The following is a 14,795-nucleotide window of genomic DNA, read 5'->3' on the forward strand; positions in this document are numbered from 1 at the left end:
GACAGACTCTATTGCCTGAGGGGCATACGCTTAGGAATTATACAGCTGGATTAGTTTTAGATTTGATCCGGGATTAGGTGGTAAGCAGAAAAGGAGCCCTGTTAAAAAACAGGGCTCCTTTAAAAAAAAATAAAAATGAAAACTACTAATTCCAGCCGCCGCCTAAGGCTTTATAAACATTAACAAAAGCATTCATCTGCTGTTTTTTGGTTTCGATAAGTTCAAACTTAGATTCTAAAGCATCTTTCTGGGTCAGTAAAACTTCCATATAATCTGCCCTGGCAGAACTAAATAAGTTATTGGATATCTGAACAGATTCGTTTAAAGCATCAACTTGTTTTGACTTCAAATCATAGCTTTTTGCTGTATTTTGAATTTTAGAAAGCTGATTCGCAACTTCAACATAAGCGTTTACCAAAGTTCTTTCATAATTGTAAACTGCCTGAATTTGTTTGGCGCTTGCAGTAAGATAACTTGCCTTAATAGCATTTCTGTTGATCAGAGGAGCAACCAAATCTCCGGCTATGGAATACAATAGAGATTCTGGAGAAGTCAGCAGATACTTGGCATTGAAAGCTTCATAACCAATTCCTGCTGAAATGCCCAGCGATGGATAAAATTTAGCTTTAGCGGCCTTAATGTCGAGTTTTGCAGCGATTAGTTCCATTTCTGCTTTTTTAATGTCGGGACGATTCTCCAGAAGCTGAGAAGGCACTCCGGCATGAATATCTGCAGGAGTTATAGAACTGAATGTATTGCTGTTTCTGGCAATTTTTTGAGGAAAACGCCCCAACAGGAAATTGATTTTATTTTCTGTTTCGGTTATCTGCTGCTGTATGTCAAACTGAATGCTTTGCGTGCTTAAAATCTGAGCCTCAAACCGGCGTACAGCCAGTTCGTTTACCCTTGCCGCTTCTTTTTGTATTTTTACGACTTTTAATGCATTGGTCTGAATGTCAATATTTTGTATGATGATTTTCAATTGATTATCCAACGCTAAAAGTTCGTAATACGAATCGGCTATTTCTGCAATCAAATTGGTAACTACAAAATTCTTTCCTTCAATAGAACCTAAATAACGGTTTAAAGCTGCTTTTTTAGCATTATGCAGTTTGTTCCAAATATCGATTTCCCAACTTGAAGTCAGCGCAAAACGATAATTAGGAAGCGGATCTGGTGTTTCTTTCCCAGGCATAATTTCTGTTGTAGCTTCACCAGAACCTGTGCTTGTGTATCTTCCTGACTTCGTTACATCTGCACCGGCGCTAAAACCTACAAAAGGCAGGTATTCTCCTTTTCGTGCTTTTACTTCGCTTCTGGCAATTTCAATTTCCTGAAGTGTGATGTTTAATTCCTGATTGTTTTTTAAAGCGATATCAATCAGATTTTCTAAATTTTCGTCTGTAAAATAACTTCTCCATTTTACTTTTCCGGTATTTAGAGTGTCTAAGCCAGTGTCAGCATAGTTTTCTGGCAGTGTTTTGTTTTCTGTTTTTTCTACAATAGTTGTCGTTTTACAACCCGCTATGGTGAGTAATACGCAGGCAAGACCTGCGTATTTTATATTTCTGTTATTCTTCATTTTCCTCCGTTTGATTGTTTGTTGAAAAATCATGTACATGATGCATAAAATCATCAGATAATGAACTTTCTTCTTCTCCTTTAATTAGTTTTCGGCCTTGAGCCAATGAACCAAAAATGTAGTATAGCCCGGGAACAATAATTACTCCGAAAATGGTTCCGAAAAGCATTCCACCAAGCGCGGATCCTCCAATAGTTCTGTTACCGATTGCACCCGCTCCAGAAGCGAAAATCAACGGAATCAATCCTGCAATAAAGGCAAATGATGTCATTAAGATTGGTCTGAAACGAACCTTAGCGCCTTCAATAGCGGCTTCGAGAATGGTAGCGCCCTGCTGGTGTTTGAGGACGGCAAATTCGACTATCAATACGGCATTTTTACCGAGCAGTCCGACCAACATAATTAATCCGATTTGCGCATAAATATCGTTTTGTAAGCCCATCATTTGAAGAATGACAAACGAACCTAAAATTCCAACAGGAATCGATAAAATCACTGAAAACGGAATAATAAAACTCTCATATTGCGCAGCTAACACAAAATAAACGAAAGCCAATACGACTAAAAAGATGTAAAGTGATTCGTTACCTCGTCCAGCTTCATCATAAGAAAGACCTTCCCATGCAATATCATATCCTTTAGGCAATGTTTTAAGCGCTGTTTCCTGTACTGCTTTAATGGCATCAGCAGTGGTGTATCCTTTTGCAGGCTGACCCTGAATAGCAGCAGAATTATACATGTTGTAACGCGTGATCTCATTAGGTCCCTGTGTTTTTTTAAGCGTCATAAAAGCAGAATAAGGCACCATTTCTCCATGATCATTTTTTACATAGAGATTCAATATATCTGACGGAAGTCTTCTGAATTTTGGATCAGACTGCACGTATAATTTAAAGAAACGTCCAAATTTGATGAATCCTTGTTCGTAGGTACTTCCGATTAGAATGTTGAGGTTTTCCATCGCTTTACCAATAGAAACTCCTTTCTGCATCGCTAAATCATTGTTGATCTCTAATTCATACTGCGGATAATTGGCAGCGAAGAATGTAAACAAACCAGAAAGCTCTTTACGTTTGCCTAATTCGGCCATAAACTGCTTGTTGATTTTGTCAAAGTCCTGATAATTGGTATTGGTTGTTTTGTCTAACAAACGCATAGAAAAACCTCCAGAAGAACCAAATCCTGGAATTGCAGGCGGTTCAAAAAACTCTACAACAGCACCCAGATCTTTAGATTTCTTTTCTAACTCTTCCATGATTTCTGTAACAGAATGTTTTCTGTCCGACCATGATTTCAAGTTAATCAAACACGTTCCAGCATTAGAACCACGGCCTTCCGTCATGATTTCGTAACCCGCCAAAGAAGAAACCGATTCAACACCTTCAACCTTTTCACAGATTTTCTGCAGTTTCTGCGCTACCTGATTGGTTCTTTCTAAAGTTGCACCCGGTGGTGTTTGAATGATTCCGTAAATAGTTCCCTGATCCTCACTCGGAATAAATCCAGAAGGTAAAACTTGATTTTCTATAAAAATGAAAGCACAGAACGCAATTAAAATTCCGAAAGTTAGAACTCTTCGGCTCACAATTGTTTTTAGAACGACAACATAACGGCCTGTAAGTCTTTCAAACCATCTGTTAAAAGCATCAAGAGACTTCGTCAAGATATTTCCTTTTTTCTCTTTTCCGTGATTGTTTTTCAAAAGAATCGCACAAAGAACAGGAGTAAGGGTTAAAGCCACGATTGCTGAAATAATAATCGAGCTTGACATGGTAACCGAAAATTGTCTATAAAAAGTTCCAACCGGACCCGACATAAACGAAACGGGGATAAAAACCGAAACCATAACGGCTGTAATGGCGATAATCGCACCTCCAATTTCACCCAAAACTAATTTTACAGCATGGTAAGGCGTAATATGCGGAAATTCTTCAAACTTGGCATGGACGGCCTCGACAACGACAATCGCGTTATCAACTACAATTCCTATCGCTAATACCAATGAAAATAGGGTTACCAAGTTGATTGACATTCCAAACATCTGGATCACAAAGAAAGCTCCAACCAAAGAAACTGGAACGGCAATAATTGGAATTAAAGTGGAGCGCCAATCTCCTAAAAATATAAATACAACTAAGGCAACCAAAATAAAGGCATCTCTCAAAGTATGAACCACCTGATCGATAGAAGCATCTAAGAATTGCGAAACGTCATAACTGATTTTATAATCCATTCCTGGAGGAAAACTTGCTTTCATTTCTTCCAGTTTCGCTTTAACGTCATTGATTACGTCGCTTGCATTACTTCCGTAGTTTTGTTTTAATACAATTGCGGCAGAAGGATGACCATCTAGATTGGAGTAAATATCAAAGAATTCACTTCCTAATTCTACTTTTGCAATGTCTTTTAAGCGAATGCTTTCACCTTCAGAATTCGCACGGACAATTACATTTTCGTATTGTTTTGGCTCGTCGTATCTTCCTTTATAAGTCAATACATATTCTAAAGATTGTGCTGCAATACCAGAACTTTGTCCTAATCGTCCCGGACGGCCAATAATACTTTGTTCTTGTAAAGCTTCCATCACTTCTTCAACAGAAATTTTGTAAGCTCGCATTCGGTCAGGATTCAACCAAACACGCATGGCATATTTACGGCTTCCTAAAATTTGAGTTCTCGCAACACCTTTAACACGGCTGATTTCCGGAATCATTTTTACATCAGCGTAGTTGTAAAGGAATTTTTCATCCATGCTTTTGCTTTTCGAATAAAGATTCACATACATCAGCATGCTGGGCTGAATAGGGGTAATAACAACTCCTTCACGCTGAACCAGTTCAGGTAATAATGGCATTACCTGATCGACCCTTGTTTTGACTCTGATTACAGCTTCATTAGGATCGGTTCCTGGTTCAAAAATGATTCTAAGTGTTGCTTCTCCAGCACTTGTGGCATCTGTCGCCATATAACGCACACCTTGTGTACCGTTAAGCGAATTCTCTAAGGTGATTAAAGTAGATTTTACCAATACATCGGCACTTGCTCCCGGATAAGCAATAAAGATATTTACAGTTGTGGGCGCAATTTGAGGGAATTGCGAAATAGGTAGCTGTTTGATCGACAGCGTGCCTATAAATACAATTATAATCGAAATTATAATTGCAAAAACGGGTCTATGTATAAATTTATTAAACATTTCTTTTTCTTTTAGATTCGGTTATTCCGCATACAGTTCTAAGTTGGACATAACCGATTCGGGTTTTAAAACTTCGTAGTCTATTTTTTGATTTTCTTTTACAAGACGAAGTCCCTCTAAAAGTATTTTATCATGAATCGACAAACCTTCTTTTATTACAAATAGGTGAGGCATTTCGGCAGCAATAACAACCTCTCTCGATTTTACTGCATTGTTTTTATCAATTACATATACATATTTTTTGTCTAAAACCTCAAAAGTTGCTTTCTGAGGTATCAGCATAGCATTTTTCAGTTCTATCGGCATCTGGATGCTTCCGGTTTCCCCGTGTCGTAACAATCTTTTTGGATTTGGAAAAACAGCTCTAAAAGGAATATTTCCTGTTTCATTATCAAAATCGGCTTCAATGGTTTCTACAACTCCGGGATATTGGAATTTTTTATTGTTGGCCATCAATAAATAAACTTTCATTTTACCATTTTTTCCTGCTTTTTCCTGATAATCTAAATATTCAGATTCCGGTACATTATAATATACCCACATTGAACTGTTGTCTGCCAATTCTGTAAGCAGTTCTCCTTCATCAACTAAACTTCCCTGACGGACATGAAATTTATCGATGATTCCGTCAAAAGGCGCTCTGATTTCTGTAAACTGAAGATGAACTTTGCTTAAGGCCATTTCAGCATTTGCTTTTTCCAGTTTGGCTTTTGCCATTGCCAGTTCATTTGGAGAAACCACTTTTTCGTCAGCTAATTTTTTAGCATTTTGGTATTCTATTGAGCTGAAACTTACTTCTGCTTTAGATTTTTTTAATTCGGCTTCATAAAGCGCAGGCATAATTTTAAACAACAGCTGGCCTTTTTTAACCATTTGTCCTTCATCTACATAAATTTTTTCAAGGTAACCGCGCTCTTGCGCTCTTATTTCGATATGTTGAATAGAGTGTATCTGCGATACATAATCTTTTGTAATGGTAGTATCTTTTTCAATTGGATTCGTAACCAGAAATTTGGTTTTTTGCTCTTTTTCTCCTTCTTTTTTAGAGTTGCAGCCTGCAAAAACTAATGCACATAAAGACATGAGCATGAAAATTCTTTTCATAATAATTTCAGAATTAAAACGTAATGATTTTGATTTTTTTAACAGCCTTAAATAAGGCTGAAGTATTCCGCATCCGTTTGCCGGCTTAGAGAAATCATCTGCCGGCAAAGGATAAAACGGTAAATTGGAAATAGTTTGTGACTACTTAGGATAAAAAATCAAATTCTGAAAACTTGAAATCGAAGGTATACTTTATTAGAAAGTAAGGCGAAAATTTTAAAGTTATTAGCCTTTTTGTTAAAGGCAGGACACACTGCAAATTTATTGCGGCGCAGGAAATGTAAAAAGCAGCTGCTTTTTACAAGCTGTTTTTGAATGGTGGAAAAATTTTCTTCATTTTCTTCATTATCTAAAAGACAGCATTTTCTTTTGAAGGTTTCAACAGAATGTCTTTTAGCCAGATAAGCTCCCATATCGGACTTTATTTCCCGAAGTGCTGCAGGGTGCGGTTTTTTCTCTGAGAATTGGCTGCTGCTTGTATATACACTGCCATATCCCATTAACAGGACAACAAGTGACAGGGTAAAACTAGCAAACCATTTTTTCATAGGAAATACAAATTTAGATAAAGAATTTTATAAAAACAATCACTGTAATTTACTAATTTATGGCAAATGGTAATTTGGGATTTTTTAGGCAATTTATTAAAAAAAATCATTTATTTTTAGCCCTCATATTATGAATTGGCAAATAAATAGAGATTATGCCTTGTCTTTTTTTATCAAAAGCCGGCCGTTTTAAAGAAAATGAAAAGCTGGGCACCAATTGCTAATATGAAGTATGGTTCCAATCCAGGTCTTATCAATGCCTTTTGCATATCAGCTCTTAAAAGCAGGCTTTTTTATATAAGGGCTGATGATGAAAAGACCGGATAAAATGAACGGGATACCCAGCCGGTGCCCGTTGACAGCAGAGGGGCTAATTAGTGTGCCTTTGCAAAATAATCTTACTTACGTGATTGGTCCTAACTGGCATTATTCATAATACCGGGTGCTGGTTCATTTTTATGCATGGATCTTCTTTGGCATTTTAAGCCCTAATGCCTATTTTTGTCCAATGGCAAAACTTATAAATCTCAAAATTTTCGCGCATTTTTTCCAATCTTCCGCAGCAGGAGGGATTCTGCTTTTAATTTGTGTGCTGGTTTCTCTTATAATGGCCAATACTGGGCTCGGAGTACATTTTAATGATTTGCTGGGGTATCCTTTGGGATTTGAAGCAGCGGGCCTGCAGCTGCGGTATCCGATCCTGCTGTGGATCAACGATGGTTTGATGGCTGTTTTTTTTCTGCTGGTAGGCCTTGAAATCAAGAGGGAAGTGATAGAAGGTGAGCTTTCATCTCTTCGCCATGCGGCCCTGCCGGTGCTGGCAGCTGTTGGAGGGGTCATGGTTCCCGCATTGATTTACTTTCTTTTTAACGGACAAAGTCCTGATACTGCCAAAGGATGGGGAATCCCTATGGCAACCGATATTGCTTTTGCTCTTGGAATACTTTCCCTTTTAGGAGATAAGGTTCCATCAGGGCTTAAGATATTTCTTGCCGCACTGGCCATTGTGGATGATCTGATTGCTATTTTGGTTATCGCGGTTTTTTATTCCTCGGAACTTCATTTTCTGTATCTGGGTTATGCAGGGGGTATATTTGTACTGCTTATGATTTTTAACCGTTTGGGGGTAAAGAATTTGTTTTTTTATCTCCTGCCCGGTGCGGTGATGTGGTATTTTATACACCATTCAGGCGTTCATGCCACGATAGCCGGAGTGCTTACGGCCTTAACGCTTCCCACTAACGAAGAAGAAACGGATTCCCCTTTGGAAAAGCTGGAACATGCTTTGGCTCGTCCGGTAAATTTTATCATCATGCCTGTTTTTGCACTGGCCAATACTAACATTGCTTTTGAATCCGAAATGCTGCAGGGACTAACGGGGAATCTCGGACTTGGAATTATTCTGGGGCTTTTCCTGGGCAAACCCATCGGCATCTTTGTAATGTCTTGGTTCTCGGTAAAAATCAGGGCAGCTGATCTGCCTGCTCAGACGACATGGACTCATGTGCTGGGACTGGGGCTTTTAGGCGGAATCGGCTTTACGATGTCCATCTTTATAGCGCTGTTATCTTTTCAGGAGCAGGCCTATCAGAATGAGGCGAAATTTGCGATACTTACTGCTTCTATACTGGCTGGGGTATCAGGTTTTGTATTGCTGAGCTGGTATAATAAAAAGAAACAGCAGCAGTAGTTTTTTGTTGATTCTTCTTAAGGGCTTACTGTCTTTTAAACAATGCGGCATCTTTCACTAAAAGACGTTCATTGAGCCATTTGGTCAGTTTTTCACTGTCTTCTGCTGTTAGGTTTTTTGAGGCATCGTAAATTACAGCGGTGATCGTTGAGGTGCTGTCTTTATAATTCACTAAAGTGTTTTTGGCAATGGAAAGCGAATGGACATCAGGAAATAAGGTTCTTATTTCTTTTAAAAGCTGTTTGTTGTCAAATTTGTTTTTTGCCAGCTCTTTTTCCAGCTGGATTATTTTAACATCCTTTACATTCATTTCATTCTCGCTGCTCTTGATCTGATTTAAGATATCGCCTTTTATGTCGTTAAAGCGGTCGGTGCTGTCCTGTCTGATGCGAAGGCTGGTGCCGGCAAGGTACTTATTGCTGTTGAGTCTGCTTTTAAGGCTCTGAATCTCCTTATCGGAAAATCGTTTCGATAAGAAAGCAAGTTCGAGTTTTTTCTGCTTCGCGTTAAAATCCGTCTTTTTATAAACCACCGTATAACCCTTGCTGCTGAACTCACTGTCAACAAAAAGCTCTGCATTTTTTTTAAACTGCTGTTCCCTGTATAGGGAGTAGGCGAGATAACTGCTGGGAACGAGCATGGCAGTAATGAGAAAAGCAATAATATACTTCACCCTTTGCTGGTGTTTTTCATCCACCTGTTTAACAGCAGCATAATTCAGGTATTTAATAATTAGAAAAGTAGCGATACCGATAAAAACGCAGTTGATGCAATACAGGTAGAAAGCTCCTAGAAAAAAGCTCCACTGGGCAGTTGCAATCCCATATCCTGCGGTGCATAAAGGCGGCATCAATGCCGTTGCAATAGCTACTCCGGGAATAGGATTTCCTTTCTCTGACCGCGTAACGGCAATGACCCCGACAACACCTCCAAAAAAAGCGATAAGAATATCGTAAATGTTCGGGGAGGTTCTCGCCAGAAGCTCCGACTGCACATCCTTGAAAGGACTCAGATAAAAATAAAGCGTGGAGACCACCAGACTCACAACCGTTGCATTGAGCAGGTTTTTGAGTGATTTTTTAAGCAGTGAAAAGTCATAAATGCCCAGGGCAAAACCAGCCCCTACAATAGGCCCCATCAGAGGGGAGATGAGCATCGCTCCGATGATAACAGCTGTTGAGTTTACATTAAGCCCCACCGAGGCCACAATTATGGCGCAGGCCAGTATCCAAAGATTGGCTCCTTTAAAGGAAATGTTTTTTTTAACGGTCTGCAGTGTTTTTTCTCTGTCGTCTTCTCCTTCTCTAAGATTCAGAATATCAGTAATTTTTCTCATGAGCTGTCTAAGTTAGTGTGAGCGCTGTGATATTGCATTGCTGTATTTAAATATAGGATTTATTTTAATAACAGGGATGGAGTTCAAACAGATTAATTAGTGCAGCGGCTTATTATCCATTAATTTTATCCTTGTGGTATTCTTTGAGCCATTTTTCCATTTTTTGCAAAAGCTGTATTTCTTCTGGATCACCTGCTGGATCTAAAAGGCCGATGATTGTTCTGTCGTAATTGAATTTCTTATCTTCAAAAATACAGCTGAATTTGGGAACTTCGTTGTGAGATACAAGCCATTTTCCGTGCTCTGTTTTTTTAATTTGAAATTTTTTCATAGGAGTTTAAATTTGTCTGGGTGCCTTAATTATAGTGCTGTTATGATAGACAGGCACCGAACTATTGTAAACGGCTGACAGCAGTCAGTATTGTTCACGCAGATTAATTCTTTTCAAAGCGGCAGGATCTTGGAGCTTTCGGTATTGATATAAAATTAATCCACAGCCTTATAGCCGATACAGAATAATGTTTCGCCTTGGTTTACCGGCAGTCTTCCTGCTTTGTAGAGAATTGTGCCGCTTTGGGGCGCTGTGATTATTTTCACATTACGTCCGAAAACATCTGTGATATAGCCAATTTCCTCTTCTTTTATCACTCTGCTTCCAGCTTTAAAACTGCTGTAAAATAATCCCTGGCCGGGTCCTGAAACATAGGCCTGCCTGTTGTATTTGTTTTTTGCAGGAGCAGCCGGTATCACTTTTTTGCTTTCATACATTTGCAGCTCTTTGAGCATGCGGTAAACTGCATTTTTAGTAAAGGAAACATCTGACTTCTCGCAGCTGCCAAGCTTTCCAATTTCAATGCTCAGCGCCGGGATGCCCAGCCTTACGGCCTGCTTAAAGGCATACATCGCCGGCTGGCCTTCGGCAATTACATAGGGATAACTCACAATGGTGGAAAAACCGCTGTTTTCACTAAGACGGGAAACCAGCCGGGTCTGCTCTTTGAATTCCTTGTTATCATAATAACAGATAAAGGGTATGAGATCTTCATTGACATCCCCGCCATGCAGATCCAGAAACACGTCCGTGGCGTCAAAAACCTGAGTGGTTATAAAATCAGCAATTACCTCGGTGATACTTCCTGTTCTGCTGCCTGGAAAAACACGGTTTAAGTTCAGGTTGTCCGAGGGGTTTACAAAAGGAGTTCTTTGGTAGAAGGACTGCAGGTTCATGATGGGAATAATGATTAAATTTCCTTTAAGCTTTTGAGGATTTATTTCCCTGCGAAGCTGCAGCAGAGAGGCTATGGCGGGATATTCCATTCCGTGAATACCTGCCGTTATGGTAAAAGTGGGACCGCTCTGGCTTCCTTTGATTAGAGTTGCGGGAAGATCTGCCGTAATGGAATCCAAGGTGCTTAAATGAAATATGGTGTCTTTAACACCAGGCTGGAGCTGGGATAAGATCTTTTTTAAAGAATTTTTTTGAGACTGTGCTGTTTGAACTATTAGTAAGGAAAATAAAAAAAGGAGTAAATTTTTCATGCGTATTTTAAAGCGGCTGAAGCGCTTAATATATTATTGTTTAGTTGATTTAAATTAAAAATAATAGCTCGGGATTCAATTTGCTGCAGGGAGAAAAACAAAAGCTGAACGAACGGCTCTTTACCTTTTTTTAAAATTTGATGCAGTCTGCATTTTTTTTATTAGCTGGAACAAAAATGTTCCATTGTAATAATCCCTAAAAGTTATTATTCAAATGTCATGGATTTAAGCCTGTTTCGGTAGGATTCCAAAATATCTGATTTAGCCATAAAACCATAATACCTGCCGTTTTTTTCTACAGGAAGAAATATTTTACTGCTTTTCTCAAATTTATTCATGACGGTTTCCATGCTGTCAAAGAGATAGATAGTTTGAACCGGCTTTAACATTATATCTTTTACCATTGTATTTTTAACTTGAGAAGTATCAAAAATGATTTCTCTGATGTCATCAAAATAAACCAGTCCCTCGAGCTCATTCTCCGGGCTCACTACTCCAAAAACGACCTGATCGCAGTGTGCCAGCAGATCGGAAATCTTTTCCATATCCTGATCTGCTGTAAGGGTCAAATAATCTTTTTTTACAAGATCCTCAATATTGAGCGTGCATAAAATATTGCTGTCTTTATTGCTGGTGAAGGCATTTCCTTTTCGGGCAAGGTTTTTTACATCGAGAGAATGTTTTTCAAAACGTTTTGAAACAGCAAAGCTTACTGAAGCCACTATCATAAGGGGTATCATCAGATCGTAGCCTCCGGTTATTTCTGCAATAAGAAAGATCGCTGTCAGCGGGGCATGAAACAGCCCGCTGAGAATTCCTGCCATCCCTACAAGGGTAAAGTTGCTAATCGGAAGATCCGTTAAACCAGCCAGATTTAACAGCTTTGAAAAGAAGTATCCAGCATAGGATCCCAGAAATAAGGAAGGGGCAAAGTTCCCGCCGTTCCCGCCGCTTCCAAGGGTTATCCCGGAAGCAAAAGCTTTTAGGAACATTGAAAATCCAACGAAAGCCAGCAGTATCCAGCTGCTGGTGCTGTATTGCTCAAAGAGTGTGTTTTTTAAAAGTGCTCCCGGGTTCTTATCGGCCAGGATTTTGATGCTTTCATAACCTTCACCAAATAAGGTAGGGAAAACAAAAATCAGAATTCCCAATACCGCTCCTCCAATTAAAGCTTTTTTATAGGGGCCAAATTTTAAGTGCGCAAAAAAATGTTCTGTTTTTAAAAATTTCCTGGCGTAGAAAACCGCTGTAAGACCAGTAAAAAGTCCCAGCAGCACGTAAAATGGAATATTATGATAGTCGAATGTCTGCTTTTCTCTAAAAACCAGCAGTATATTTTCATTTAAGACCACCGCTGAAACAAGCGCGCCTGTTGCCGCGGCAATCATAATAGGGGTAAAAGCCGCGATTGTAACATCTACCAGCAGCACCTCGACAGCAAAAAGCACACCGGCTATAGGAGCGTTAAAAGCGGCCGCTATACCGGCTGCAACCCCGCATCCAATGAGCAGCGTCCGTTCCTGGTAGCTTAATTTGAACTGCTGGGCAAAATTGGAACCAAAGGCGGCACCGGTAATTACAATTGGACTCTCCAGCCCGGCCGAACCCCCAAGCCCCACAGTAAGGGAACTGGTCATGATCTGGGCGTACATTTGTTTTTTAGGGATAATGCTGGCTTTTCGCGCGACGATGTACAAGATCTGAGAAGTCCCTTTTTCGAGGCTGCCTCCTAAAATCCTGTTTACCACAAGTACAGTCAGCAGTATCCCAATCAAAGGAAGTATGCTGTTTATAAAACTTAATTTTACTATTGCGTTGATATAAGCTGCAAAGGAAAAGACCCAATGGGCAAAGGCCTTTAAAAATATTACAGCAAAGGCAGCAGTAAATCCAATTAGTACGCTGGCGAGAAAAATGAACTGTTTGCGGGTTAATTTTTTCTGTCCTTCAATCAGGATGTATTTTACTTTTAAGAGCTGTGTTACGACTATTTTCATTGATTAGTAATCAGGTGCGGGCAGCCAGCGGGCAGTATTAAAATATTCAGCCTGGGTCTTGCCTTGTTAGTTATCTCTATCGTTTTTGTCTGCAGTGCAGAGCTGGATTTATTATTTTACTTAGCCGCAGCGGTTCTCTGCAGGCTGAAATTTTTATTTTAGCAGTAAACAGGCAGAAGATTTCTTCTTGTTCTGGTCTTTCCGCTGCGAATGCCGGCTTGTAATTGCTGTAATCCTTTTTTATTGGTGCTTATCAGTGAAGAAATTTCTGCAGTATAAATTGAACAGCACCTGCGAATATAGTTTTTAAAAAGCATCGCCGGGAACAAGTGCCCAGACAGTACTGAGCCTTATTTATGGATCCAGAGCTGACAGCAGTGTCTTTGACTCCCTTCACTAAACTATGCTTATTACTGTATTGTGTTTTGCTGTCACTGCTGTTAAGCGGCAAATAAGGAACTGCCGAACAGTTCTGCCTCAATAATGAAAGCCCGCTTTAGAAAAGCTGGTAGAGATGCAGATAATTATGACGCTGAATTTGGTAAATAACTTCAATACCGTAAATTAAGCTGTTTTTAAAGATTGTAAAAAGTGCTGATTTAGTGCTGTAAGGAATATTTAAAGCATCGCTTTCCGAAGCAGTTGCACGGTATTTTACTTTACTTTTAAATTTAAAATGAACATCCAGCTCTTTATATTTTATTACAAATGCAGAAGTGATTAAAGTATTGTCAAAAGAGATAAAGCCAGTTTTTAAGTGCCCGCCGCAAGATGGCTCAGGTGATCTGTCTGATGCGCTTCTGGCTGTGAAGGCAAGCAGCGATATTAGAAAAACGTATAGTAACTTTAAATGCTTCATTAGGGAACCTGCAGGGATTGTATTTCTCCGGAAAGAAAGTGTAACAATATAAGTGATGCAAATATACTGATTTTGAAAAAGAAGAATTATTAAATGACCTAAAAGCTTTATTTTTTTTTGTACGGGTCCTTTGTGCTGAATTTTAATTTTTTCATGGTTAATTTTCCTGTGCCGGATCAGCAGGTTTTTGGCCTTTACGAATTGTTTTTTGAATTTTTTGCTAAGTTGTATACTAGAAATACAAAGCTGCCTCTTCAAAGGGGTTAATGTGAAAAATCAAACGTTAATGTAATGCTGATTTTAAAGGCGGGGTTTACGGCGCGAGATATTTTGACTGCCCTTACTGCTGTTTAGAATTTTAGCAGATACGGCAAGCTCTGTATAAACAAGCAGGCAGATAATTGCTGTTTCAAGTGAAAAGTACATCAGATCAAAAGCTGTAAGCTTGCTGTAATGAATAAATAAAAAGGCAGTGGTCAGCGCGCAGTACAGTAAATTGGCAGAACTTATTATTCTGATGTAAAGCGTCCATTTTGTTTTTAAAAATAAAAAGCATACAGCGGAGTAAAAGCATAAACAAGCCGCTATTGAGAAGAGTAGAGTTAATGTTGTCTTGGGCATCCCAAAATAGGGGCTTAGATTTGAAAGCACTCCACAAAGCAGCACAGCAGTAAGCAGAGCTCCCACAGAGTCAATTAAGAATAGTCTTCTGGGATTTTTTGCCAGATGACGGGTTACTTTTTCAAAAATTTTATTCATCCTCTACTGCTGTTCTCTGATTTAAAGGTAATGGTTTTTTATCAGAGATTCTTATCTGTTCTTTTTACGCCGGGACAATTTATCCAGATGCTGTGATGTTATTCAAAGATAAAGCCCAATTGGATTGGGCTTTGTGTTTTTACATAATTAATTCTATTTGTATCTGATCAAGCTATTTGTCTGCA

The 14,795-nt window shown here is 39.1% G+C and carries 11 protein-coding genes; 1 reads left to right on the forward strand and 10 read right to left on the reverse strand.

Translation table 11 applies throughout. The features are described 5' to 3' along the window. Nucleotides 1–145: 145 nt before the first annotated feature. The 4 genes from SOM12_RS04355 to SOM12_RS04370 form a co-directional block, all read right to left on the reverse strand. Complete coding sequence (locus SOM12_RS04355) at nucleotides 146–1,582, reverse strand: TolC family protein (RefSeq protein WP_219071325.1); 1,437 nt, start codon at nucleotides 1,580–1,582, stop codon at nucleotides 146–148. Then, the gene (locus SOM12_RS04360; RefSeq protein WP_320492521.1) at nucleotides 1,572–4,778 is read right to left on the reverse strand and encodes an efflux RND transporter permease subunit; all 3,207 of its coding nucleotides are present in this window, start codon (nucleotides 4,776–4,778) and stop codon (nucleotides 1,572–1,574) included. The genes SOM12_RS04355 and SOM12_RS04360 overlap by 11 nt, the downstream gene beginning before the upstream one ends. Nucleotides 4,779–4,799: 21 nt before the next feature. After that, a complete protein-coding gene (locus SOM12_RS04365) occupies nucleotides 4,800–5,882 on the reverse strand; it encodes an efflux RND transporter periplasmic adaptor subunit (RefSeq protein WP_095927849.1) in 1,083 nt (360 codons plus the stop codon). A 158-nt stretch (nucleotides 5,883–6,040) separates the two neighbouring features. Beyond that, nucleotides 6,041–6,430 carry a hypothetical protein gene (locus SOM12_RS04370; protein WP_320492522.1) on the reverse strand — a complete coding sequence of 130 codons (390 nt, stop codon included), beginning with the start codon at nucleotides 6,428–6,430 and terminating at the stop codon, nucleotides 6,041–6,043. Between the two features lie 508 nt (nucleotides 6,431–6,938). On the opposite strand from SOM12_RS04370, the gene nhaA reads away from it, so the two are divergent. Next, nucleotides 6,939–8,120, forward strand: a complete 1,182-nt coding sequence (nhaA, locus tag SOM12_RS04375) for a Na+/H+ antiporter NhaA (RefSeq protein ID WP_320492523.1) — start codon at nucleotides 6,939–6,941, stop codon at nucleotides 8,118–8,120. A gap of 25 nt (nucleotides 8,121–8,145) precedes the next feature. On the opposite strand, the gene SOM12_RS04380 is transcribed toward nhaA, so the two are convergent. From SOM12_RS04380 to SOM12_RS04405, 6 genes are all read right to left on the reverse strand, one after another. Then, entirely contained in the window at nucleotides 8,146–9,456 is a 1,311-nt protein-coding gene (locus SOM12_RS04380; protein WP_320492524.1) for a TIGR00341 family protein, read from the reverse strand. Between the two features lie 112 nt (nucleotides 9,457–9,568). Continuing rightward, nucleotides 9,569–9,787, reverse strand: coding sequence for a hypothetical protein (locus SOM12_RS04385; RefSeq protein ID WP_095927766.1), 219 nt, complete (start codon nucleotides 9,785–9,787; stop codon nucleotides 9,569–9,571). Nucleotides 9,788–9,942: 155 nt separating this feature from the next. Next, a complete protein-coding gene (locus SOM12_RS04390) occupies nucleotides 9,943–10,995 on the reverse strand; it encodes a succinylglutamate desuccinylase/aspartoacylase family protein (protein WP_320492525.1) in 1,053 nt (350 codons plus the stop codon). A 206-nt stretch (nucleotides 10,996–11,201) separates the two neighbouring features. Further along, the gene (locus SOM12_RS04395) at nucleotides 11,202–12,992 is read right to left on the reverse strand and encodes a chloride channel protein (protein ID WP_320492526.1); all 1,791 of its coding nucleotides are present in this window, start codon (nucleotides 12,990–12,992) and stop codon (nucleotides 11,202–11,204) included. Between the two features lie 496 nt (nucleotides 12,993–13,488). Then, on the reverse strand, nucleotides 13,489–13,851 hold the full coding sequence (locus SOM12_RS04400; RefSeq protein ID WP_320492527.1) for a hypothetical protein: 363 nt from the start codon (nucleotides 13,849–13,851) through the stop codon (nucleotides 13,489–13,491). Nucleotides 13,852–14,151: 300 nt separating this feature from the next. Beyond that, on the reverse strand, nucleotides 14,152–14,610 hold the full coding sequence (locus SOM12_RS04405; protein WP_320492528.1) for a hypothetical protein: 459 nt from the start codon (nucleotides 14,608–14,610) through the stop codon (nucleotides 14,152–14,154). Nucleotides 14,611–14,795 lie beyond the last annotated feature (185 nt).

The sequence above is a fragment of the Flavobacterium sp. CFBP9031 genome (assembly GCF_034044945.1).
Taxonomy (GTDB): Bacteria; Bacteroidota; Bacteroidia; order Flavobacteriales; family Flavobacteriaceae; genus Flavobacterium.